This window comes from Sinomicrobium endophyticum, assembly GCF_052983315.1.
In genome coordinates, this window is the sequence record NZ_JBRKIS010000005.1 from 1 (window position 1) to 22769 (window position 22769).

24 protein-coding genes are annotated in these 22769 nt (G+C 36.3%); 20 read left to right on the plus strand and 4 right to left on the minus strand.

Annotated elements, in window-relative coordinates; all coding sequences use genetic code 11:
- Window positions 1-13 precede the first annotated feature (13 nt).
- The 15 genes from ACVBDU_RS01480 to ACVBDU_RS01550 all read left to right on the plus strand — a co-directional run bounded on the left by ACVBDU_RS01480 (window position 14) and on the right by ACVBDU_RS01550 (window position 11055).
- A complete protein-coding gene (locus ACVBDU_RS01480; RefSeq protein WP_447177729.1) occupies window positions 14-847 on the plus strand; it encodes an IS5 family transposase in 834 nt (277 codons plus the stop codon).
- Window positions 848-856: 9 nt separating this feature from the next.
- Window positions 857-1705, plus strand: coding sequence for a hypothetical protein (locus ACVBDU_RS01485; protein WP_447178009.1), 849 nt, complete (start codon window positions 857-859; stop codon window positions 1703-1705).
- Between the two features lie 81 nt (window positions 1706-1786).
- Complete coding sequence (locus ACVBDU_RS01490) at window positions 1787-2185, plus strand: hypothetical protein (protein WP_447178010.1); 399 nt, start codon at window positions 1787-1789, stop codon at window positions 2183-2185.
- A 36-nt stretch (window positions 2186-2221) separates the two neighbouring features.
- Window positions 2222-3160: a hypothetical protein gene (locus ACVBDU_RS01495; RefSeq protein ID WP_447178011.1), complete on the plus strand. Its 939-nt coding sequence runs from the start codon at window positions 2222-2224 to the stop codon at window positions 3158-3160.
- A 1-nt stretch (window position 3161) separates the two neighbouring features.
- The gene (locus tag ACVBDU_RS01500; RefSeq protein WP_447178012.1) at window positions 3162-3722 is read left to right on the plus strand and encodes a hypothetical protein; all 561 of its coding nucleotides are present in this window, start codon (window positions 3162-3164) and stop codon (window positions 3720-3722) included.
- Window positions 3723-3732: 10 nt separating this feature from the next.
- Window positions 3733-4575 (plus strand): hypothetical protein, encoded by an 843-nt coding sequence (locus ACVBDU_RS01505; RefSeq protein WP_447178013.1) that lies wholly within the window; start codon window positions 3733-3735, stop codon window positions 4573-4575.
- Window positions 4576-4681: 106 nt separating this feature from the next.
- A complete protein-coding gene (locus ACVBDU_RS01510; protein WP_447178014.1) occupies window positions 4682-4915 on the plus strand; it encodes a hypothetical protein in 234 nt (77 codons plus the stop codon).
- A 4-nt stretch (window positions 4916-4919) separates the two neighbouring features.
- Window positions 4920-5990, plus strand: coding sequence for a hypothetical protein (locus ACVBDU_RS01515; RefSeq protein ID WP_447178015.1), 1071 nt, complete (start codon window positions 4920-4922; stop codon window positions 5988-5990).
- 92 nt (window positions 5991-6082) lie between these two features.
- The gene (locus ACVBDU_RS01520; protein WP_447178016.1) at window positions 6083-6967 is read left to right on the plus strand and encodes a hypothetical protein; all 885 of its coding nucleotides are present in this window, start codon (window positions 6083-6085) and stop codon (window positions 6965-6967) included.
- 12 nt (window positions 6968-6979) lie between these two features.
- A complete protein-coding gene (locus ACVBDU_RS01525; protein WP_447178017.1) occupies window positions 6980-7687 on the plus strand; it encodes a hypothetical protein in 708 nt (235 codons plus the stop codon).
- 192 nt (window positions 7688-7879) lie between these two features.
- Window positions 7880-8503 (plus strand): hypothetical protein, encoded by a 624-nt coding sequence (locus tag ACVBDU_RS01530; protein ID WP_447178018.1) that lies wholly within the window; start codon window positions 7880-7882, stop codon window positions 8501-8503.
- A gap of 134 nt (window positions 8504-8637) precedes the next feature.
- Window positions 8638-9477: a SecDF P1 head subdomain-containing protein gene (locus tag ACVBDU_RS01535; RefSeq protein WP_447178019.1), complete on the plus strand. Its 840-nt coding sequence runs from the start codon at window positions 8638-8640 to the stop codon at window positions 9475-9477.
- 81 nt (window positions 9478-9558) lie between these two features.
- A complete protein-coding gene (locus ACVBDU_RS01540; protein WP_447178020.1) occupies window positions 9559-10452 on the plus strand; it encodes a DUF6892 domain-containing protein in 894 nt (297 codons plus the stop codon).
- Between the two features lie 19 nt (window positions 10453-10471).
- Window positions 10472-10645: a DUF7738 domain-containing protein gene (locus ACVBDU_RS01545; protein ID WP_447178021.1), complete on the plus strand. Its 174-nt coding sequence runs from the start codon at window positions 10472-10474 to the stop codon at window positions 10643-10645.
- Window positions 10646-10887: 242 nt separating this feature from the next.
- Window positions 10888-11055, plus strand: a complete 168-nt coding sequence (locus tag ACVBDU_RS01550; RefSeq protein WP_447178022.1) for a hypothetical protein — start codon at window positions 10888-10890, stop codon at window positions 11053-11055.
- Between the two features lie 13 nt (window positions 11056-11068).
- Here ACVBDU_RS01550 and ACVBDU_RS01555 read toward each other — a convergent pair whose 3' ends face one another.
- Window positions 11069-11827: a phospholipase D family protein gene (locus ACVBDU_RS01555; RefSeq protein ID WP_447178023.1), complete on the minus strand. Its 759-nt coding sequence runs from the start codon at window positions 11825-11827 to the stop codon at window positions 11069-11071.
- Between the two features lie 91 nt (window positions 11828-11918).
- Here ACVBDU_RS01555 and ACVBDU_RS01560 point away from each other — a divergent pair, with 91 nt between their 5' ends.
- Window positions 11919-12095, plus strand: a complete 177-nt coding sequence (locus ACVBDU_RS01560) for a hypothetical protein (protein WP_447178024.1) — start codon at window positions 11919-11921, stop codon at window positions 12093-12095.
- Between the two features lie 374 nt (window positions 12096-12469).
- Window positions 12470-13678: a tyrosine-type recombinase/integrase gene (locus tag ACVBDU_RS01565; protein ID WP_447178025.1), complete on the plus strand. Its 1209-nt coding sequence runs from the start codon at window positions 12470-12472 to the stop codon at window positions 13676-13678.
- Window positions 13679-13888: 210 nt separating this feature from the next.
- On the opposite strand, the gene ACVBDU_RS01570 is transcribed toward ACVBDU_RS01565, so the two are convergent.
- The 3 genes from ACVBDU_RS01570 to ACVBDU_RS01580 all read right to left on the minus strand — a co-directional run bounded on the left by ACVBDU_RS01570 (window position 13889) and on the right by ACVBDU_RS01580 (window position 18045).
- Window positions 13889-16081 (minus strand): prolyl oligopeptidase family serine peptidase, encoded by a 2193-nt coding sequence (locus tag ACVBDU_RS01570; RefSeq protein ID WP_447178026.1) that lies wholly within the window; start codon window positions 16079-16081, stop codon window positions 13889-13891.
- A 108-nt stretch (window positions 16082-16189) separates the two neighbouring features.
- The gene (locus tag ACVBDU_RS01575; RefSeq protein WP_447178027.1) at window positions 16190-16324 is read right to left on the minus strand and encodes a hypothetical protein; all 135 of its coding nucleotides are present in this window, start codon (window positions 16322-16324) and stop codon (window positions 16190-16192) included.
- Between the two features lie 206 nt (window positions 16325-16530).
- Window positions 16531-18045, minus strand: a complete 1515-nt coding sequence (locus ACVBDU_RS01580) for a helix-turn-helix domain-containing protein (protein ID WP_447178028.1) — start codon at window positions 18043-18045, stop codon at window positions 16531-16533.
- A gap of 518 nt (window positions 18046-18563) precedes the next feature.
- Here ACVBDU_RS01580 and ACVBDU_RS01585 point away from each other — a divergent pair.
- The 3 genes from ACVBDU_RS01585 to ACVBDU_RS01595 all read left to right on the plus strand — a co-directional run bounded on the left by ACVBDU_RS01585 (window position 18564) and on the right by ACVBDU_RS01595 (window position 22438).
- Window positions 18564-18770 (plus strand): hypothetical protein, encoded by a 207-nt coding sequence (locus tag ACVBDU_RS01585; protein WP_447178029.1) that lies wholly within the window; start codon window positions 18564-18566, stop codon window positions 18768-18770.
- A gap of 120 nt (window positions 18771-18890) precedes the next feature.
- Entirely contained in the window at window positions 18891-19742 is an 852-nt protein-coding gene (locus ACVBDU_RS01590) for a GLPGLI family protein (RefSeq protein ID WP_447178030.1), read from the plus strand.
- Between the two features lie 77 nt (window positions 19743-19819).
- The gene (locus tag ACVBDU_RS01595; RefSeq protein WP_447178031.1) at window positions 19820-22438 is read left to right on the plus strand and encodes a carboxypeptidase-like regulatory domain-containing protein; all 2619 of its coding nucleotides are present in this window, start codon (window positions 19820-19822) and stop codon (window positions 22436-22438) included.
- Window positions 22439-22769 lie beyond the last annotated feature (331 nt).

The following is a 22769-nucleotide window of genomic DNA, read 5'->3' on the forward strand; positions in this document are numbered from 1 at the left end:
AAACCAACCCTTTATGTACTCTGTACTTGACAAAGATACGATAGAATTGGAAATAGTTCCTTACATACCTAAAACTCATCGAGGATTTGCCCCGACCGTTCCATTGGTTGAGATTGTTAACGCCATCCTCTACAAGCTCAAGACCGGTGTGCAGTGGCATCAAGTGCCTGTAAAAGCCCTTTTTGACAGTAAAGTGCTAAGTTGGCAATCGGTTTACTACCATTACCGGAAATGGTGCTTGTGCGGTTTTTGGAAAGACTGTTGGGTGAGCTTCCTCAACCGCCATAAATCAAAACTTGACCTTTCCAGTGTGGACCTGGATGGCAGTCACACCTCGGCCATCAGGGGCGGGGAACAAGTGGAATACCAAGGCCGTAAGAAGCGCAAAACCACCAATGCCCTATACCTTAGCGAAAGGCAGGGACTACCTTTAGCTATGTCTGAACCTGTTGCCGGCAATCATAACGACCTGTATAACATTGAGGTGCAGTTCGAAGTAGTCACTGGTACTCTGGAAGATGCTGACCTCCGTGTGGATGGGTTGTTCCTCAATGCTGATGCGGGCTTTGATTCCAAGGATTTCCGACAGGCTTGTGCCCAAAAGGAAATCAATGCCAATATCTGTTTCAACAGGCGTAACAGTGACAAGGACAGAGATGACTATTTTGACAAAGAACTTTATGACCAGCGATATGCCATCGAGCGAACCAATGCCTGGATGGACAGTTTCCGGTCATTACTAAACAGGTTTGACACCACCGTGGCAAGCTGGACAGGGTTTAACTATCTTGCTTTTATTGTGTTAGCTTTGAAAAAGTTCAAACCCATCAAAAAGAAAAAAGTTTAAACGAATTCAATGGGAATTTTATCTTTTTTGGAAGCAAATAGTCAGAATAATAATGAAAAACTGACCGCTGAATTAAAAGCTACATTTCGGGAAGAACTCAAAAGCGATTCTGAAAAAGAGTTTAATTCAGAATTTATCCGAACGACAAACTTGGAAAATAAAATTATAAATAAATACGGCTTTGAAGGCGTGAAACTTGTTTTTGAATCCAGAAATAGTTCAAACTTTTATCAACTTGGAGCATTCCCAAAAGACTGCCCTTGGTTCAATCGAAACAATAAAACAATAGCGGAATTTATAACGGAAAACTTTCAGCCAATTTCTAAAAAAAATCCAAATTTAATGTCAGCATTAAAAAACAGATGCAAGTTTATTTATGCCGAAAAGCGGGAAAACGATTGGTATTTACACTATTTACTGGAGATGAAACTTTATGATGGTAGAGATTATTTTACAGTATTTACCGGTGGCGCTCCGCTATTAAACCCAGTGCCTAACAGAAACCTGAAAACATATTACTGGGGTGTTCCCAAAGACTTAAAAGCACTCTATGCCATACATAACGGATTTGGCGCAAGCCATTACGGTAACTATTATGTTATGGAAAATCAGCACCTAAAAGTGATGGCAGAACTAATGGACCCGATATGCGAGGGAGAAAATATTGCACCGCCGCAAGGCTACACCTTCAGCGATTTACTTGAATTTTGCCCCGATGGTGCCGGCAATGCCCAATGTTTCTATAAAAACAATAGCAATGTAACTGTTGATTGGGACCACGAAACTTGGGAAATTTTAGGAGAAATCGGTTTTTTCGAATTTATAGACGAAATACTAAGCGAAATTGATGAACAGTAAAAATAGAACAAACGCAGTTGTGAGTCATAAGTTTTAAGTCACTTAAAACTAAAAACAGCGTTCCAACAAAAACAGACAAAAATGAATCAACCGCAAATCACAGACCTACAATTTATTCCGAAAGTAAATAAAGAAGACTTTGAAGTTTTTCTTAAAGAATATGAACACTATTTAAAAGGACATTGGTGGGTACGCATTCCTGTTATTTTAATGATTATCGTTATTGCAGGCTATAACTTTTTTGTTGCAGGAAAAAGCTATACCATCGCCGAATCCAATAACATAAAAAATACGATGGTTGTTATACTCAGCTTTATTGTACTCGGCTTGCTTATCGCCGGAGTGATGATGTTTAAACGTCAGCGTGCTCTCAGGAAAAAGGTGAAGGAAATGGCACAAAGCCACAATTTTTCGTACAAAGAATTCAAAAAAGAGGTCAACCTCGTACTAAAATCATTTTACGGCGGACGCGGAATTTAAAGATGATACAATGATGAATGCAAAAACAATTGATCTATGGAACAACAAAGCAACTTAACATTCTTATCAAAAATCAACAAAGAGAAAATGAAAACAACAACATTTATTTCAGGGCTTTTTACGGCTTCTATCTTATTTGTTTCTTGTGAATTCAACAAGTCGTCAAGCAAAGATTTTATCACCGGAGCTGTTTCTAAAGGCGATGGTATCAACTGTGATAAAGTAACGATAGAAACTGGCGGGCAGCCAACCAAAAACAACCAATTCGTGTATGGCGAGAAAGTAAATTTTGTATTTGAGAATCTTACCGGTTTCACTAAAATAAATGACAAAACCTATCCCGCATTATCATTAGACATTGTAAAAAACGAAAAAGACACGGTACTTTCTTATGCCAATCTACTTGCCGATATATATGAAGGAACAAGCTTATCACCACTACAATTACAGGCCAATTTTACCGCTGCTCTACCTTATAAAAACAACGAAAAATATAAAGCACACATCCATATATGGGATGCAAAAGGCAAAGGAAATTTCACCTATAAAATGCCTTTTACCGTAAAAGATGCCGGATTGCTCACTATTGAATCCACCGGCATTGCGTATTCCACTATTTATCTGTGGAATGAAAGCCAAAAACGACCGGTGGTAACTTCTGAAATAAACCAAAACGAAAAATTTATGTTGCTGTTAGAAGGCATAAAAGGATTAACGACTGAAAATGATATGGTATTTCCCACGCTTTCGCTGGAATTAAAGGACCGAGAAGGCACTAAAATCCTTGACAACCCGAATCTGTTCAGCACCTTTACAGAGACAGGAATTAACGTCGACAATGTTGCCAAACAATTGAGTGCCGTCATCACTTTTACACAGGGCGAAGTGAAAAATCCTTGCCAATTGATCGCAATTTTAAATGACCAAAAATCAGATAAACGATTGAAAATAACCACTGAACTGAAAATTAAATAAAATGTCAGAGCCTAGTTCACTATACGTTAGCATAGAAATAAAAAAAGAAAAGCTGGAAGCGTTTTTAAAAGCGCAATCAAAACCATTGGCGGTCAATATTGACGTACTCGCCTGGTGGAAAAGCAGGGAGATGCACTCCCCGACAGATATTGCCACCGTTCCGCAAAATCATTTGCATTATCCTTATGCTACCAATGGGACGCTGATAAAGAATTTTGTGACCGACCAACGTTTTGGAGCTTCACAGCAATATCATGATGCAGCGCAAATATGGACTTTTATCCTATTGCAGTTCAGTGAAAACTTTTTGGAAATCCTCCCGATGATTTCGTTCTTTAAGCAACTCGCTACCTATCAAAGTCAAGCAGAAAAAGGCACCGCAATAATCTATGACTTTCTTTGGGGCGACGGTACGGTGATGGCGCATCTCGATTTTTCAGGTCGGCAGGCAACATTGACCAAGGTTTCAAAAACAGCAGCTATAGATTCTGAAATTGCAGAAAAAGCAAATAAAAGCTTGCAACACGTGTTAGATAAATTGAACGAACAATATGAAGGTTAATAACAACCCAATGAAAACAACATTTCTAATAGCTATTGTATACTGCTTTATTCCGCAAGTATTACTTGCCCAACAAGAAGAATTGGTCTTGAGAGGCACCGAAGAAAAAAGAAACATCGGTTTTTGGCCCAGCAAACTGGAATTGACCACCGAGCTTACCGGCATTGAAGTAGATGAAAAACATCAAGTTAGTGTTTCAAAAATCAATGCAGTAGATAATTTAGGGAACACTTTAAAACCGATTGCCGGATATCCTTACCCCACAAACTATTTCACAAAAGACAACGAAATAGTAATCGGCATTGAGCCGCCGATAAGGAAAGCAAAAAGCGTTTCCATAGAAGGAACGATAGAATATTTTACCATTTCAGAAGCGCTTAAATCGAAGCTGAATATTACCAGTTTACAACAGCATTACCATAAAAACCTGCTGACAGGAATAAGTGGTTGTAAATTGGTATTGATAGATATAAAAGGCTTGAGCAAGCTAAAAGAAGACGAAGCCGCATATATTAAAAAAGTAAAAGAAATTCATAAAAATGCTGGTGTAGGTTATGATGTTGATGTCGCAAAACGTTACCTGGATAAGGCAGTGAATGATTATAGTTACTGGGACGGCGACTTTTCAAAACTATTGCATTTTTACAGAGAAGACCCAAACGATGCGATTGTTGAAATAAAAGTATATAAAAACGGAGAAAATTTATTTAACGGAACGTCAACTTATAGTGATACGTATACTTACAGCCTAAAAGAAAGTCTTGTTCCTGAAACAGAATTAAGGATTAAAGTGAAAAGTGAAAATGCCGTAAAAGAAATTCCGTTTCAATTGAAAAACATCACTTTACCTTAAAAAAACAGGGCATAAATAGAACATTGATGACGCACATAATCACAGATAAAAACAGAGCAAATCAGCACAATCAACGTTATCAGCATTCCAAAAAAGCAATTAAAAGATGAAATTAAACGGAAACACTTCTTTTTATGGCGGAATATTGCTTCTTCTGGTAGGTGGAATAGAAATATTCACCACCTATTTAAAATCAGAAGTAGTAGGCTGGATGGTTATTGTAATCGGGCTAATCTTGATTTTGTCTTCCCCAAAAAGCCGGAAGCAGAAGGTAACGGTAATCGGGCTATTTATGGCTACATTAATTATTCTAGTATTTATCACCTTGCCCAAAAAGTAAAAAGATGAAAATTCACATTCAAATAATAGTTATGCTAGTGGTTTCTTTTTCTCTTTTTACTGCTTGTAATTCTAACCAATCAATAGATGCATTGTTAGAAGACGTAGACTTTTCAAATGGGAAGTATGCGCTTTACATCAAACATAAAGAATTGGGCGAGTTTATGGTACTTGATGAAAAAGCGCTAAAGGATAATCGGGATAAATTAAAAATAAAAGTAAGTATGGCTAACTATTTACCCGGAGAGGGCGATAGAAGCTTTGGGGTAAAGCTTTTTAAGAATAACACATTGGTCAACCAAAAATTAGGGGGCGTATTTACACGTTTTGAAACAGGTGATTTAATTGACTATGCAGTTCCTGTAAAGTCTAAAAGAATAGACGGTGTTAAAAAAAGAATTCAGGAAAAGCGAGATTCCATATCCAGCTACGACAATATTTTTATCACCCATCAATCAACTTTTGTACCCGACAACAGAGCCTTTCGTTTTCGGGTTTATTTTTCCAGTATTGCCTTATCGGTTACCCGGGAAAAAGACAGTTCCGGATATGAACGTATAACGACGGTAAATGGAATAGACCACAATACGTGGATAATGAAAAACGAGTCGCTTTTTGAAAAACAATGGGTAGAAAAAATAAAACGTTGTATTCGAAACAAGGCAAAGCAAATAACCGATTTTGAAGTTTCCGTATCTAAAGGCAGCTCGTCGGGTGCTTATTTATTGGATAAAGCCGGGAATGACCTTAGAACACCAACTAATAAAATAATGTACATAGAAGATTATATGTACTACAACTTTACGGCATATATTATGGCCAACAAAAGCAATGCAGAAAAATTGTTAGCATTAAATTATGCCGATTGTATGAGTGAAGAAGAAAGAAATCGCTCGCAATTGATTGCCAAAATGAAAGCGAAGGTAAAGCAAAGTTCACAGCCCAATTTAAATGTAGATGAAGGTGAAGTAGGGCTTGAAGGCTACAAAGACAATGTACATACATATGAAACAGTTTATGAGCAAGAATACACTTTAACTTGGTTAGAAACTGAAAAACAGAGTGTAGTAAAGTAGAACACAGAATACGCAGATTATTAGGCAAGATGTTCGCAGATAAAAAATAGCTTAATCAATACAATCAGCATTCCATAAAAAACAAAACAATAATGAAACCAAAACTAATTTTAATCTTCGTCTTTTGTATATCAAGTATTACTTCTTATTCGCAGGAGTTAAACTTGTTTTTGCAGGATATTAAAGAAGAAAGACTTAACGGACAAACACAACGCAGCACATCAGATTCCATTAACAACATTACATTCACTACTGCAGTAAATGGTATTGCGTTAGATGATTACCATTTTGTAAAGTTGGGCAAGTTGAAAGTGGTAGATGAAACCGGCAAATCGCTAAAAGAAATTAAGGGGCCCTTTTACAAAAACGATACGTACAAAAATAATAAACGAATGGAATTTACCGTAGAAGCACCCATTCGCCAAGTCACCAAAATAAAAACCTTTGAAGGCAGCCTACTTTATTTTACCCCAACCGAAGCCAATGGAGGAAAAATAATTATCCGCGATTTTTTACAGCGTAAAGACGAAAATCTGTTAGCCGATAGTTATCCTGAAATAGATTTACAATTAATGGACACCGATAAGCTTCTCGATGTGCAAGAGGAAATGCAAAAAATGATTGATGCCAGAGTAGAAAAACGAAAAAAAGAAAGCCCAATAAGCGATAAAGAACAAGAAGAAATAAACCAGGCGCGCCAATTACTCGATAGAATTATGGGGCTAACCAACAGAAGCTCGGTATATAAGACGCTAACGTTTCAACTCAATCAAAAATTAAACGAAGCATTTTACCGAATGGACATCTACAATGAAAACGATAAGAAAGTAAGCAGTGGGTATTCTTCAGTAGACAACATCTACCAATTTCACTTAACCGAACAACCAACAAAAGGTTGCTATATCGAGATTCTTATTGAAAATAAGAATGCCGTAAAAGAGCTTCCGTTTCAGTTTAACAATACCGTTTTACCATAAAAGCAACAAATTATGTGGATTAGAATATCAAACATCAGCATTAAAGAAGTAGATGCGGCACATCTTAAAAATCCGAAAAATCCGGGTAAACCAATGGTGCTCAATTTATTTCAACGAGAGGGAAGAACAATCCTTTATGTGTTAAAAAACAAAAAAGTTCTCCTAGAATATAGAGATAACACGTTTACTACGTTTACAGGAACACGCATTCCAAAACGAAAATGGACGGAGGAGATGAAAGCATTTGCCCAGCAGGAAGTTGAGAAAGTTCCTCCACAAAAAGGAGGTTTTAAAGTAACCGTTTTAGGCTGGCTCTTTCTTTTGGCAGTTGTTGGTATGCTGGGCTATATTGCCTATGACGGATTGATTGGCCAACCGCAACGGATGGAAAATTTTGAGCAAAGAGAGGCGGAAATGGCCAGTGTAAATAGAGGTGATGTTTTCTTGGGCCGTATCGAAGTGTATAAAGAAAAGGGAAGTCCTTTAGGTATGAATCTGGAATTTGGCTGCTTTAAGGTAGTTAAAATAGAAGGAGACGTTTACCATATTGCCAAAAGTATTGAAATGAGTAAAACTGCTAAACCTCTCGACCAAATGAACAGTACTGATTTTGAACAGGAAGCCCTTGTGGTAAAGGCAGAGGAACTGGGAGCACACCATAAAACATTTGCCTCGGATGATGACTTAATTGAGATTTCTTTTCGGGAAAGAAAAGAGTGATTAGTAAAAAATAGAATACAGATGACGCAGATTAGGTAGATAATTGCAGATGAAACCAGTGTAAATCATCCCAATAGCTTGTAATCAGCTTTATCCCTACCTTACGGCAGGCAAGAGCAGTTCAAAAATGAATAATTAATATATTATAATTAGCATTAATGATTGACCAACCGAAATCAGACAAAAGATAAGATGAAAAAGGGAATTTTAGAAAAAATAAAAAAACTTGGAGGAAACATAGACAATGTTAAAGGTAATTCATTGGCAGACGATATACTCTCTATTACTTTTAACAAAGTTCTTTACCCAAAAACAATCGAAGACACACCTTGGCAAACAGCAGATAATGTAGAACCAATTTATGGAATTGGAGAATTTATTAACGAAGAACGCTTCAAAACCAACAAACAAATGCTTTATGACAAAATAATTGACAAATATTTTCGCATAACTGACGAAGGTTATGGACAAGTATTTTGGCAACCAAGGCTTTTCACACCTTTCAAAGAAGGAACAGAAGATTTTGAAGAATGGAACTCATATTTTACAGACGAAGGCACAGATTTGAGTGAGGTAATAAAAGTAACTAACGATAAAATGCCTGACTTTGTTGAAGTATTTTATAGTTATGGTTATCCTGATAGCTATTATATCTGTTTGACTGACCCAAACCCAGAGAATCCAACTTTATTTGGAACCGACCACGAAGTATATTTTAGAGAAGTTACTAATGAGGGGAATCTTGAAGATTTTTTAAAAACGTTTATGACAAAAGACGAGCTTATAGAAATTGTAAAAAAACGAATTGAAAAATAGTACAACAGCTAATAAAGGTAACCGTTACATAAGCACTTTATTTTCAGAGGAGAAGCAGCTTAAAAAAACGCAAATGACACTGGTTAAGCAGCTAATCGCAGTTAGCCATAATTTTAATAAACACAACACTACAAATGACAAATAATAGAATGAATACTAAGGAAATGAGAACTCTTACAATTGGATTGATTCTCATCACAACCTCACTCGTAAGTTTCGGGCAATCGAGACAGGAAAAGACCGAAGCAATTATTAAAAAATTGAACCTCTTTGAGAATAAGAAAACAAAATATGAATTTCAGATAGAATCTCTAAAGTATCAAGCAACAGGAAACGATAGCATTAAGGTTGTTGAGCTAGAAAAGAAATTAACAGACGATGAAATTGTTAAACGGATAAGTTTAGCTTTCAATGAGGTGTTTAACGATGAAGAAATTAAAGATATTTACGATTTTATTCAGACAAGTGCTTTTGAAAAGTTTTTCAATTCAGGAGAAACCTATCAAGTTATTGCTTCTCAATTTAATGAGATAGACGAAGAAATTGAGGGAATAATTAAAAATTTCAGCGAGACTATTGAAAAACCAATGCAAAAATTCAAACCAATTCCTGTTGACAAGGATGATGGTTTTTATGCAACAGTTGATTACACTTACTCAACAGAAGACAAAGACATAAAGTTGGAAGATAACCCATCGCTCACCCCAAAAGACATTTTAGAAATCAAAAAGGAATACAATAAATACAATGATAATAAACCAGAAATTATTATTGTGCTAAAAAAAGATGGAGCCCGAAGGCTTTATTTACTTACAAAAGAGAATATTGGAAAACCCATAGCGATTGTAATTAATAATAAAATTGTTTCTATGCCTATAATTCAATCTGAAATTATGGGAGGAAAAGTAAGTATAAGTGGAGATTTTTCTGAAAAAGAGATTGATGGTATGATTGAAAGACTAAAAGGAGAATAAAAACTATGGCTACGGAAACGATGAGTGGCGAAAATCAATACAATCCGTGTTATCAGCGTTGCAAAAAGAAACAGAAAGAAAATGATAAAATTATTCAACAAAAAAGCCGAACCTATAAATATTCACTATAAAGAGGATGCGTTTTATATCAACGGAGTGCAGGTTGTTTTTCCCACTTCCTCTACGGTACTGTACAAAGCCTTGGGAAAACCCTCCCGAAAAGGAAGAACCGAAGTCACCAAAACGACCATCGACTGTTGGGACAATCAAGGAGTTTATGCCAATTATGCGAATTCGTCCCATATCTTGTCACTTTTGTTGATTACAAACAAGCACGACGGTATAAAAATGCAACCAAAACACTTCTTCAATGGAGAAATTCTCGTTGAAGGAAAGCCGTTTGCACAATTTGATAAGCGTACGGTAGCACTGGGCCCCCACAAAATTGGCCAACTTATAAAAGACGGGAACACATTGGGGTATAGCATCGGTTGGAATTCGAATTATAAAAAAGAAATCCCTGCCGATAAATACAGCATTCCATCGTTAGAAGAGGAAATCATTGAGTTTAAAGACTTTGGTTTCAAAGTGGCTATTATTCACGAACTAATGTACAGAAAGAAGCTGCTCCAACCCCAATTTGATGTGTATGAATTTGTAGAATGGTACGACAAACGAACTATCGACATTGAAGAGGAATGCTTAGAGCCTATCCCTGAAGTTACCCAATATTTTAAGGATTTGCCCATCCCGAAACGCCTTGCCAGAGAAGTGACGGAAATATACCAAGATGGCGGCAACCAGATTTACCTGCAATTGCTTATTGACGGTGGAGGCTGGGAAGACTATTGGGACATTGAAAGTACCGAGGATGCAAAATATTTTCCCAACTTAAAGAAAGCCACTTTGTGCTATGCAAAGGAACATATTATTGAAGAATTTAAAGGCAAAGGTATAAACGCGAAGTGGTTGTAATAAACGAAAAGCAGAAAAGATGATAAAACTATTTAAAAGCAAGAAAGAGCATATTCCCGAAATCCGAATTGATTGTTCTGATAATGCTATCCACATAAATAATGTAGAGATTCAACTTCCGGTACATCTAAATATATTAAAAGAAGTTTTTGGCGAACCGTCAAAACAGGACCATAATTTGCTTTGGCCATAATTTAAATTATTTACCCAAAAAGTTTTTTAAAGGTCGAATCATTGTAGACCAAAAGGAAATTCAAAATGAGAATTTAGACGAATTTGATTTGAAGAAAAATAAGGTAAAACAACTCATTTATAAAGGCAAGAAAAAAACCTATGCCATTAACAATCATGAGAAGTTACCCACATCTTTAACCTTTGGGAGATAGAGGATATACTTCCGAACATTTCCGGCGGGATTTGAATGCTCTTGTTGCTATGAAAGGTAGATTTTTATTGAGTTTTTCCCCAAATAATATACTTGAAGAATACATAGACAAATACGGATGGCACACCAAATCATTCGATAAACCTTTGACTGCTGCCAATGGGGCTAAAACCTCAAAAGAGGAAGCGGAAGACGAAGGTGTTAACGGCAAATTATGAGATATGGAAAAAATCAATTTATAGGTTCCCGATATAATGTCTTTCCCCAGGACAGAACAGATCGTTCGGGAAGATTTTCCTCATAAAATAACCTGTCAAATTCCTTCCTGATTTCATAAACAGGATCCGAATCTGTGATCCGTATTCGGGTTTCATAATTATTACGAGTTCCTCCCCCGGTGAAATTCAAGGAACCCAGGTAAACAATACAGTCATCAATAATGTATATTTTGCCGTGCAGCAACGTGCTGTGCCCATCGGTTTTATAGGATTTATACACTTTAAAAGGGAAAAGCTGGCGATAGGAGTAATGATATACTCTTTTCTTCCTGAATTTTGAACGATATGCATATGCAATCCAAAGCAATAGGGCCATGGGGATTAAAATAAACCGGAGCCTTATATCCTGTAGTTTGAATGCGAGTACAATAAGTGAAATCCCCAATCCAATGTTGATATAGTTGAGTATCTTGTATATGGTTCTCCATTTCTTTCTTAAAGCCTGTGCTTCTTTATCCACATATATTTCTTGCAGAATGAGTTTATGGATGTTTCTTTCCCAGGAGCCATAAAAGTCTTCAATATCATCAGTAGTAATGAGTTGTACATTAATTCCTTTATGATGCAAGCGAATGAGCTTTTCAATTAGAAAAGGGGAGAGATAAGGAGATAGTATTTTTATGGAATGCCCGGCATTGTCAATATCGCGCATCAACTTTTTCCCGGCACCTGTACCGATGTAAATATCACAATTGGTGTTATTGAAGAACATCTTGAAATCAAATAGGTAAATTATTGATTTTTAAAGATATGAAAAAACGAAAGAATTCAAGAAAATATCTTGAAGTTATGTCGATTCATCCATGTGGGCACTGGATAGGGCTCATTACAGAGGATATACATCCGTGCATTTCTGGCGTGATCCGGATACCATTGCCTGCTATACCTACCAACATCCGGAGGCGGTCCAAAAAGATCAGCAAAAAGGTTTTATACTGGTCTTTCCTAAATTCATCCTGGGTAAGCAGGAAAAATTGTAGTTGGAATTGGAAAAACGATATGGAAGATGTGTTTTGTATTCTGATTAAACTAATGGAAATTAATAATTCTTACTTGTAAGAAGGATGTTTTGAAAAACAAAAGGCTCCCGATTTCTCGGAAGCCTTGTCATTACCGGTAGCGAAGACGGGATTTGAACCCGTGACCTCAGGGTTATGAATTGTAATCTGTTTACTACAAACAAAACTTAAAAGTCTTAAAAACAAGATTTTAAGTTGTATTTTGAAATTGTTTATAATCATCTGGTATCATTTAAAATCACTCTATGTTGTACCTATGTTGTACCTGGGAAATTGATTTTGTGTATGAGATTTTGTAAATTTAATACCATCAAAATGAGAACACGAGATAGAATATGGCAACGATACAGGCAGTTTTACGAAAAAAACAAAATAAGGCAGGATTATTTCCTATAGCATTAAGGATAACAAAAGACCGGAGAAGTATATATAAGTACACTGGACAGTATATTGACAAAAAGTATTGGGATAAAAAGCATAGTAAAGTTAAAAAATCACATCCCAATGCTAAAATGCTCAATAATTTTATTATCCAAAAAATAGCAAAAGCAAATTCTAAATTAATTGCTACCAGTACACTAGATAACTATATCACTTTGGAAGAAGTGAAAAAAGAAATTGTGCAAAAAAGAGAAATTGATTTTTTTGAAACTGGAGAATTGTTTTTAGAACGTTTACTTTTAAGAAAGAAATTCGAACGTCATGGAGCAGATAAAAGTAGATTAAAGAAAATAAAGGAATTTTGCGGAAAATCAGTTCTGTATTTTAGAGAGATAACACCCTTATTTTTGCGAAAACTTGAGACTCATATTTTGGAGGATGGAAAACATTCTCCAAGAACCGTTAATAATTATTTCATATTAATTAGAACTATATTTAATATAGCAATTTCAGAACGTATTGTTGATCGCAACATATATCCCTTTGGAAAGGGAAAAATACAAATTAAAGCATTTGAATCCGAAAAAATAGGTTTGAGTAGGGAAGAAGTTCAATTGTTAGAAAGTGCAGAAAGCCTCACGGATGCTCAACGTTTGGCCGTGCATGTATGGTTGATTAGTTTTTACTTTGCTGGAATACGAGTAAGTGATGTACTTAAATTAAAATGGTCAGATTTTAAAGATGATAGATTGAGTTACCGTATGGGGAAGAATAAAAAAATGGTTTCCTTAAAGATTCCTGAAAAGGCAAATAATCTTTTAGAAGTATATAGAAAGTTCAAAACTGGAAAAGATGATTTTGTATTTCCATATTTTAATGAAGTTGACATGACAGATTTAGAGTATGTAAGTCGTCGGATACACACGATTACGAGGAATTTAAACCGGAGATTGCAGCAGGTTACTAAAACTTTAAATATAGACAAGCGGTTGACGATGCACATAGCCAGACATACTTTTGGGCATTTATCCGGAGATAAGATTCCGATTCAGACATTGCAAAAATTATATAGGCATTCTTCAATTACGACTACTATTGGGTATCAGGCTAACTTTATGCAAAAGGAAACTGATGAGGCTTTGGATAAAGTACTTGCATTTTAACTAATTTTTCCAAAAACCTAAAGAAGTAAAAAAGGGAGCAATCCCCTTTTCTTAATTATACCTGGAATTTTATGGAATATTCGAGGATTTCAGCTTCCACTACATACTTTCCGCAGGAGATCAGTTCCAGGTAGGAGGATAAGCATGGACTTAGTAATTACGGAATTTAATTTTAAGTCTTAATTTGATGGTATAGAAGACCGGGATAATTTAATTTTTTCTATATTCATAATCCTTATGCCCGGTTCGCCAAAGTGCAAAAGCCACAATATCCGCTAAAGATTCAAATTGCTTAGCCTTGGTGTCTCCTGCACCGTGACCGGATTCAAAGTCAACACTGAAGAAAATAGGGTTATTTGAAGCATTGGCGGTTTGTAGCCTGGCAGCAAATTTTGCCGGATCCCATACCGATACTCTTGGATCGTTCATCCCTGCGGTAATGTAAGTGGCAGGATAATGCACTCCATCTTTAATATGATGATAGGCGTCCATTTCCAAAAGGGCCTTAAATTCTTCAGGGTCTTTTACAGTACCATATTCTTTCACATTATTTGGGCCATTAGGCTGGGTTTCCTGTCGGATTAAATTCATTACCCCAACCTGAATTATGGCAGCAGCAAATAAGTCAGGCCGTTCTGTCATTGCCCTTCCGATAAGGATTCCACCGGCACTGGCACTCCAGATGGCCGTATGCTTGTTAGATGTATATCCTTCGTCTATCATATATTCCGTACAGGCAATCAGATCTTTCCATGTATTGGGTTTAGTGGTTTTAAAGCCTGCTTTATACCAGGCATCTCCCTTCTCACCTCCACCCCGAACATGAGGGATTGCAAATATCCCCCCTTCAGCAACCCAGAGATACAAATTGGTATACATACTAGGTTTCAGGGAATATCCATAAGATCCATATCCATAGAACAATACTCTGTTTTTCCCATGTTTCTTCATTCCTTTTTTATAGATCAATGATAGAGGTACTTCCTCCCCATCATGGGATTTTACTGTAAGTTCTTCGATAACGAAGTCTTCGAGTCCCGGTAGGGAAGATCTTTCCACAAGATCAGCTTTGATAAATGTTTTAAGGGCACTATCATATTTATATCGGTTGCCTTTACTGGTCCAACCTTTAGTGGTGACCCACAGATTAGGGTAATTTACTCCTTTGGATTTAATGGACAAATTTCCAGATACTTCGGGTAGTTCCACAAGTGTTTCCTTCCCGTTTTTGAATTCATAGAGGGCAGCTTCTATACCATTCTTGTTGGTTGTATAAAAGAGACCTTCGGAAGTCACTTCAAAATCGGTAATTACAGCATCTTTTCTTTGCTTGACCAGAATCTTTGGATTATCAAAGTCTGGGTTCTGAATGGATGTTTTACAAATCTGAAAGTTAGGCGTATTTTTTGCTGTTTTGTAAATCAGTGAATCTCCGACAACAACAACATTCCTTATCCGATCTCCTGCTTTGAATAATAAAGTCCATTTTAAGTTAGACAGATCTCCGTTTTTTGGGAGTGGAGCGTAATACGTACTTTGATAAGCTGAAACCCCTGCCAACCTTCCGATTAGGTATTTATCATCTCGATTTCTCAAGGACAGAGCAGGGAAGTCTTCTGGCTTTACCTCCTCAGGAGAAACCGATTTAGCCGAAAATACCTCACGAAGCTCTTTGGGATTATCACCAATTTTATATAGTACCGATGTGGTTTTCTTCAAAAAATCATCTGATTTGGCATCAATAACCGGGAGGTGTATATAAACAAATCCAGAATTATCAGGTAGCCAGTTTACCCCACCTAGGTCAGACGGCCAGCAGTGATCTATAGTATGATGTCCTCTTTTTTTAGTATCTACATTGAGAACTATTATTTCTGATACCTCTTGTCCTTTTTTTGTTAGACTAATCGCAATTTGATTTCCTTCCCAATCCGGTTGAATGTAATTGATAACATATTCTATTCCCGAATCCGGTTTGAATTCACCGGGGCTGAATAGTAGTACTTCTTCGCCTTCGAAATTTTTCCTGTAGTACAACTTCGCTGTATTGTCATCAGGTGTTCTTTTCAAGTAAAAGTGCTTGTCATTATCTGTAATCTTGAGTTGGGTGATTTTGGCGGTCTGCATATTGTCTACCACCTTCTGTAAAGCTATAAGTTTATCTTTTCCTTTGAGTTTTCCGAATTCGGCATTGGTATACATCGTTTGCTTTTTGAACCATTCCAGCACTTCGGGATTTTTAAGGTCCTCCATATACCGATATGGATCTTCTATTTCCACACCGTGATAGGTATCCGTAACGGTTTTTACGGGTGCTTGTGGTGGAGCACTTTGCTGGGCAACAACTAGAAGGGGACAATAAACTAAAATCATACCAATAACTAGGGAGAAAGGCCTATTCATAACAAATATGGATGCTTTTATGACTTACTTTTTTTATATAGATAAAGCCCGTTTAAATCCTGTAAAAGGAAATTAAACCGGCTTATGAATCAAATTTGCCTGTCGGAATTAATCTTCGTCTTCCTCTTCTTCACCTGGAGGAAAAAAGGTTTGACCAGTAATAATAGTAGTATCTTCTTCATTTCCCCCTTTAACCTGCTCCATATGAAGAGGAGAAAGCGAAGCAATTCGGGTTTTAATCAAAGACAATCATTTTTGGTTTTCTTTGCTGTTCATTTTCATAAGTAAATATGTATTAAATTCGAGGATAAATTTAGCAATTTAAGTCGCAAATTAAGCTTATGAGGTTTAAGTTATGGTACAAATTTCGGAATTTTAAACGCTATTTCCGGAATTTGTACTATTGAGAAATAGTCTATATGGTTTATTTCGTGTTATTTGCTTTCGCTTTACCTATTCAATTCCTCTTTTTCCAATTCCTGAATATAATAGCTTGGATAAATTCCGGTTTCTTTATGAAAAGCCTTTGAAAAGGACTGCGTGTTGTTAAAACCGACTTCATATGCAATGGCCTTAACGGAATATTTTCTTAATGAAGGATTGTTTTTTAATTCTTCAATGATATAGTTGACCCGTAAGTCATTGATATAGGTTGAAAAGTTTTTTTGTTCGTAGAATTTGATGATACTGGTCAGGTATTTAGGATTGGTATTCATAGCCTTGGCCAGGTTAGTCACAGAAATGTCATTTTTGAGGAATTGTTTTTCCTCTACGAATTGCTCCAGCTTTTGTGAAATATGATGCACTGTAGTTTCTGAAATATTTAACCCTTCTATTTTTTGGGTTTTAATTTTCTTCGGTTTTAATTTTCTGCCGGATGATTTTTCATTAAACAACATCTGATATTTTTTCCGATAGACACGTTGTTTTCTGTAATAATTGTAGGTAAGCCCACTGGTAATTACCACAAGCCCCAATAATAGGATAAGCCCTATTCTGAAGGTTTTTTTTTCATCGTGTAGGATCTGTATCAACTGATTCTTTTCCGATATGAGTTCGGAGGTGTCATACTTTTGTACGATATTTTTAGTCAAATATTTATAATTATTCTGTAGTGTGGTGTCTATACGCATTAATCGATCTACATGTTCGAGTTGTTTCCTGGAATTACCATTTTCTTTATAAAAATCTATCAAAAATTCATAAGCTTCTCTTATTTCCGGGAAGTTAACATTATGGTTCTGTACCATGGAATCTACTTTTGTAAAATATCGGGCAGCTTCTGCTTGTTGATCATTGTCCTTATATATTTTACCCAGGAACAAATAGCCTACTGTGCCATTATTGACATCTCCAAGTTTAAGAATAGTGTCTGTTCCTCTTTGGACACTATCAATAGCAGCCTTATAATTTTTTTGATAATAAGTACTAACCCCACCCAATTGTGTAAAGTATGCCGAATTGATTGTATTTTTATTGTTCAAGGCCAATAACCTTCCTTTTTTCAAAACTGTTATGGCAGAGTCATACTTTTTGTTTCGATTATATGAATCGCCGAGAGCCATCAAGCCTATGGAATAGATTCTTGAATTTTTCTTATCTTTTTTATACAAGGCTTCCGTATAAGAAACGTATTCTTTGAAAGTTTTTAGGGCATCATCGAATTCTCCAATATCATTTTTCAGAATACCAATGGTATATTTTACATTCAGTTGCTGGTGAAAGTCATTGTTTTCTATGGCGAGTTGATTTATCTTCAAGAGTTCGTCAAGTGCCCTTTTACGTCGGCCCATATCCCTTAATACCCTTGCTTTCTTAAAATGTCCGTTAATAAGTTGCTCATAGTCACTTATGGATGCAGCCATAGCTATGGCACTATCTGCATACTTTTCAGAAATTTGGAGTTCTGATATTGAAGAGAGGAAACCATAAGCTCTGGACTGTTTAGATCGATCTTTGTCCAAAATTGACTTCCTTAGATAAGCATTTGCGTAAATTTTGGATTTGAGGGCATCATTAAGGGAATAATTAAAGTAATTTTCTAATTCCTCATAACTTTTTTGAAGTAAGGAATCCTGAATATTTCGTTTGCCCCCCTCCTGGCTATAGGAAATCGTGGAAAATTGGAGACATAAAAGAAAAAAATACCACTTTAGGTTGTTCATTATAGTATCTATTGGGACAGAATTATACTATTTTTGTTAAGATGGGGGAGTGTAAAATTATGATTTTATTTTAATATAGTTTTTTCTAAACCAATTTTTGTACCTGACTTCTCTTGAAATGATGCTCCAATTTGAGGAAAAATGCACTAAATTCTGGAATTTATACTACAAATTCAGGAATCTGTACTACTACTATTTGTTTTTGAGATTTATATCCGGATACCTTTATAACCTTCAATTATTAGCGCTAATAGATGTGAAACCTTAACGCATCTAAAAAGTTTAAGGTTATTTATTAAATTTATACCGAAATAATTATGAAAAAATTGATTGGCCTTTTTGCAGTAGCCTTTTTATTTACGGCTAATTATGGAAATGCTTTTACATTCAATAGTGAAATCGAAGCAGTTATGGAATGTGTTGATTTTACTTCTTCATGTGGAGAAACCGGAGTGCTATGCATTGACGATATCCAATATTTAGAAGAGGACGCTGAGGCTTTCGACGAGTATATTTGTGGATAAGCCTGATATTAATAGAAAAGGTGCGAGTGGCCAGATGCCGCTTGTATCCTTTTCTTTCTTATGTTAATTATCTAAAAGTTTATTTAATTTTTCAAAAAAGATAACAACATGATTTATTATATGAAGAAGCATCATGTAATATTGTTTGGAAGTATATTGTTTTTTATGGGGTCTTTAGATGCTCAAAATAAAAATATTTCCATTGATACCTTGAATTTAAAGTGTACATACGTGATGACTTTTCAGGTGGACTCAACAGATACCGGAAGTAAGGAGGAAGAATTTATGATATTGGAAATAGGTAAAAACAGGACCTCAAAATTTTTAAGTTATAAAAGTCTTTATGCAGACTCTATGAAAGTAATTATCAGGAGGGATAGAGAAGAAGGAAAGATCAACATACAGCAATCAGTTCAGAAGGTTGTTAATTTGCCAAGGTCAAAATTTGACTCCCGGGTATTTAAAAATTATCCGAAGCAACAAATTACTTATTTTGATAAAATAGCTCGTCACACCTATACTTATGAAGAGCCTTTAAAATCAATGCAATGGAACATATCTGAGGAGAAAATGGAAATTGCCGGATATGCATGCCAAAAAGCAACCACAACGTATGAGGGGAGAGACTATATTGCTTGGTTCACTACCGAGATTCCCATTAGCGAGGGCCCCTATAAATTTATTGGACTGCCGGGTTTGATAGTTAAAATAGAAGATACGAAACAACAATATAGTTTTGAGTTGACAAAACTTGAAAAGATAAAAGATAATAAGACAATAACTTTTCCTGAAAAGAACCACAGGATTATTAAAATCACTAAAAATGAATACAAAAAAACTTTAAAACGCTTAATGCATAATACGGTAGAATTTTATGAACAGGAAGGATTTTCCCCAATGGATGATGAACATGAGAAAAGGGTAAAAGATCGATTCAAACGTAGGAATAACACGATAGAAGTGCTTAAGTAATAATGCCGACCAGTTTTCATCCCCACCTATCAGCTTTATCTCCTCAGTATAAATTTTCAAATATTGTTACTGTACTTTTGTTGTTGTTTTTCTGCCAATTGGGGCTGGCACAGATCATTATTTCTGGAAGTGTTCTTGATGAAGACAACAAAGGGCTTCCGGGAGCAAATATTATTATTTCGGAGGAAGGAAAAATAACAATTGCTGCCTTTGCATTTGCAGATGAAGTAGGGAATTACAGCCTGACAGTGAATGCCGAAACTGATACAATAAACATTAAGGTTACCCATTTAGGATATGCGGAGACTTCACATTCAGTGATTAACAAGTCGCAAACCGTAAACTTCTCGTTGAGGCCTACTGTACAAGAATTGAAGGAAGTTTTTGTAAAGGCACCTCCTCCAATCAAGCAACGAGGAGATACCTTGGATTACACTGTTTCGCAATTTAAAGGGAAAGGTGATAGGGTGATAGCTGATGTACTCAGGAAAATGCCTGGCATAGAGGTCGAGGCGGATGGTAGAATTCTGTATCAGGGTAACCCGATACAAAAATATTATATCGAAGGGCTTGATTTGCTGGAAGGTAAATATAACTTAGCCAATAATAACCTGCCCGCTGATGCAGTAAGTAAGGTTCAAATATTGGAAAACCACCAACCCATCAAGTTATTGGATAGCTTAGTTTTCAGTGATAAGGCATCGCTTAACATTAAACTAAAAAACAATATTACCGCTACCGGAGCGGCTAAGATCGGTGCAGGATTTTCACCATTTTTGTGGGACGTGAATGTTACACCCATGCTCTTTTCAAAAAAACACCAATTCATAGCATCTTACCAAGCAAACAACGCCGGTATTGACGTATCCCGTGAGATCAAAACACTTACCATTGATAATGCGGAAGAATTTCTTGAAGAAAAGTCTCGGGATTGGGTAGGTATTCAGCAATTAAGTTTCCCGCCATTCTCCGAACGGTTGTGGCTGGATAATAATGCCCATCTAATTACCGCCAATTACCTTGTACAATTGAAGAAAGACCACCAGCTAAAGGTGAACGTTTCCTATCTCAACGATGGGCAATTCCAGGAAGGGAGAACTGCTACACAGATTTTCACACCCGGCGATACCGTGGCGATTACCGAGGATAAACAGAATAAACTTCACTTCAATAGTCTGGAAGGCAAACTGGTATGGTTTAAAAATACCAAAGACAGTTATTTGAAAAACACCCTGGATTTTCGCGGGTCGTGGAATACGCAGCATGGTTTTATACGTAATACAATTTCAGATGATATTATTCAACAGGCTGATATTCCCGATTATTCTTTCAGCAATACCTTGGAAGGAATTATACCTTTAGGTAAAGAACTTCTCCATATCTATTCGAAAATAGCCTATGACAATGTTCCCCAATCCCTACAGGTTTGGCCGGGACAATTTGCGGATGCTCTGAATGATGGGGATCCATACGATAAGATTATACAAGACCTCAATCTCAATAAGTTTAATATTGATAATTCCATTCATTTGATTAAATCGTTGGGAGCGTTTACTATAATGCCAAAGGTCGGATTTATTACTGGACGTGACCACCTGACAAGTAGAATGTATACGGAAGAAGGGGACGAGCGACGTATGGCTGAGAGTGAATTTCGGAATAATTTTTACATGAAACGTAGCCTTTTGTACGCGGAAGCCAGCGCACAGTATAAGAGTGAACAATGGCGGTTAACGCTACGGGTTCCTTTTAAATTTTACAAATTTGATCTTGAAAATAGAAACCTCGGAAATAACGAGAGTTATAACCGCTTTATCCCGGAACCCACCATAAACATCAGCAATGATTTGAATGCGTTCTGGAGGGCAAATCTTTCTATAGGAGTAGGGAAGGATTTTGGAGTAATAGATCAATTGTACAGTGGTTTTATCATGAGGGATTATCGTAGTCTAAATGCTTTTAATAGTGTACTTCCGGAAAGGGTTGCCCAGAATTATCGCTTACAGTTTCGTTACAGAAACCCGGTAAAATCAAATTTTTTCAGCGCCTCCTACCGATTCAGAAGGTCTAAAAATAATCTGATATACGAGAATTTATTCCTGCCTGACGGTAGGGCTGTTTCCCAAACTTCCGAGCTGGATAACTATGCCAATTCACACTTGATTTACGCTAAAGTAAGTAAGTTTATTTATCCGATAAAGGGGTTGTTCAGTATCGGTACGTCTTTGGATTTGACAAATACCGAACAACTGATCGACACGGAACTGGCAAAAGTTAGAAACCGCGGGCTTGGATTTAACGCTAAATTGAATTCCAATATCACGGGTTGGATGGAAGCGGAACTTTATGCTAATTTAAGGTTCATTCATACACAGACTAAGGACAATGACAATGACGCGAAAAACCAAAGCTACACTGGAATGCTTAATTTCCACCCTTTGGAAAAGCACCAGCTCATTGCCACTGGTGAAGCGTATCGAAATACGTTTCCGGGCTTTGCCTCTAAAACCGAGTATTTTCTGAGGTTTAAGTACCGTTATACGGTATCGAAAAGAGTGGAACTGGAAGCCTTATGGAATAATGTGCTTAATACCGAACAGTTTACAAATGTTTATAATGAGGATTATATCTACCGCCATAGTGAATATATTTTAAGGCCATCCCAATTTTTAGTTAATATGCGGTTCAGCTTTTAGATTGAATATTCATTTTCAGTTATTCGATACTCATCTTACCCTCTTCTTCGATAAGGCTGACCATTTTTCATGAGAATTTTCAGAATAATTGGAAAGGATGTCATTGACCACCTTTTTGCAAAATACTTCTTTTGGAATAACGGGGGAATATTGGTGGGTCTTACCATGGCTATATGGTTAACATACCTTTTTTCTTCCAATTTTTTAATTTCACACCATGGCAACAATTAAGTTTAATCATTGACATATCCTTTGTTCTTTATAGCTTAGTTATCAAATAAATATGATTTGCTTTCTTAGCAAAGAAATGGGCTTAATGCTATATATTATG

Coding starts and splice junctions, on each gene's coding strand:
- ACVBDU_RS01525 (WP_447178017.1), top strand. CDS start 6,980: ATGTGGATTAGAATATCAAACATCAGCATTAAAGAAGTAGATGCGGCA.
- ACVBDU_RS01485 (WP_447178009.1), top strand. CDS start 857: ATGGGAATTTTATCTTTTTTGGAAGCAAATAGTCAGAATAATAATGAA.
- ACVBDU_RS01490 (WP_447178010.1), top strand. CDS start 1,787: ATGAATCAACCGCAAATCACAGACCTACAATTTATTCCGAAAGTAAAT.
- ACVBDU_RS01560 (WP_447178024.1), top strand. CDS start 11,919: ATGTGGGCACTGGATAGGGCTCATTACAGAGGATATACATCCGTGCAT.
- ACVBDU_RS01505 (WP_447178013.1), top strand. CDS start 3,733: ATGAAAACAACATTTCTAATAGCTATTGTATACTGCTTTATTCCGCAA.
- ACVBDU_RS01530 (WP_447178018.1), top strand. CDS start 7,880: ATGAAAAAGGGAATTTTAGAAAAAATAAAAAAACTTGGAGGAAACATA.
- ACVBDU_RS01535 (WP_447178019.1), top strand. CDS start 8,638: ATGACAAATAATAGAATGAATACTAAGGAAATGAGAACTCTTACAATT.
- ACVBDU_RS01570 (WP_447178026.1), bottom strand. CDS start 16,081: ATGAATAGGCCTTTCTCCCTAGTTATTGGTATGATTTTAGTTTATTGT.
- ACVBDU_RS01590 (WP_447178030.1), top strand. CDS start 18,891: ATGAAGAAGCATCATGTAATATTGTTTGGAAGTATATTGTTTTTTATG.
- ACVBDU_RS01565 (WP_447178025.1), top strand. CDS start 12,470: ATGGCAACGATACAGGCAGTTTTACGAAAAAAACAAAATAAGGCAGGA.
- ACVBDU_RS01520 (WP_447178016.1), top strand. CDS start 6,083: ATGAAACCAAAACTAATTTTAATCTTCGTCTTTTGTATATCAAGTATT.
- ACVBDU_RS01585 (WP_447178029.1), top strand. CDS start 18,564: ATGAAAAAATTGATTGGCCTTTTTGCAGTAGCCTTTTTATTTACGGCT.
- ACVBDU_RS01500 (WP_447178012.1), top strand. CDS start 3,162: ATGTCAGAGCCTAGTTCACTATACGTTAGCATAGAAATAAAAAAAGAA.
- ACVBDU_RS01545 (WP_447178021.1), top strand. CDS start 10,472: ATGATAAAACTATTTAAAAGCAAGAAAGAGCATATTCCCGAAATCCGA.
- ACVBDU_RS01480 (WP_447177729.1), top strand. CDS start 14: ATGTACTCTGTACTTGACAAAGATACGATAGAATTGGAAATAGTTCCT.
- ACVBDU_RS01495 (WP_447178011.1), top strand. CDS start 2,222: ATGGAACAACAAAGCAACTTAACATTCTTATCAAAAATCAACAAAGAG.
- ACVBDU_RS01550 (WP_447178022.1), top strand. CDS start 10,888: ATGAAAGGTAGATTTTTATTGAGTTTTTCCCCAAATAATATACTTGAA.
- ACVBDU_RS01510 (WP_447178014.1), top strand. CDS start 4,682: ATGAAATTAAACGGAAACACTTCTTTTTATGGCGGAATATTGCTTCTT.
- ACVBDU_RS01540 (WP_447178020.1), top strand. CDS start 9,559: ATGATAAAATTATTCAACAAAAAAGCCGAACCTATAAATATTCACTAT.
- ACVBDU_RS01515 (WP_447178015.1), top strand. CDS start 4,920: ATGAAAATTCACATTCAAATAATAGTTATGCTAGTGGTTTCTTTTTCT.
- ACVBDU_RS01555 (WP_447178023.1), bottom strand. CDS start 11,827: ATGTTCTTCAATAACACCAATTGTGATATTTACATCGGTACAGGTGCC.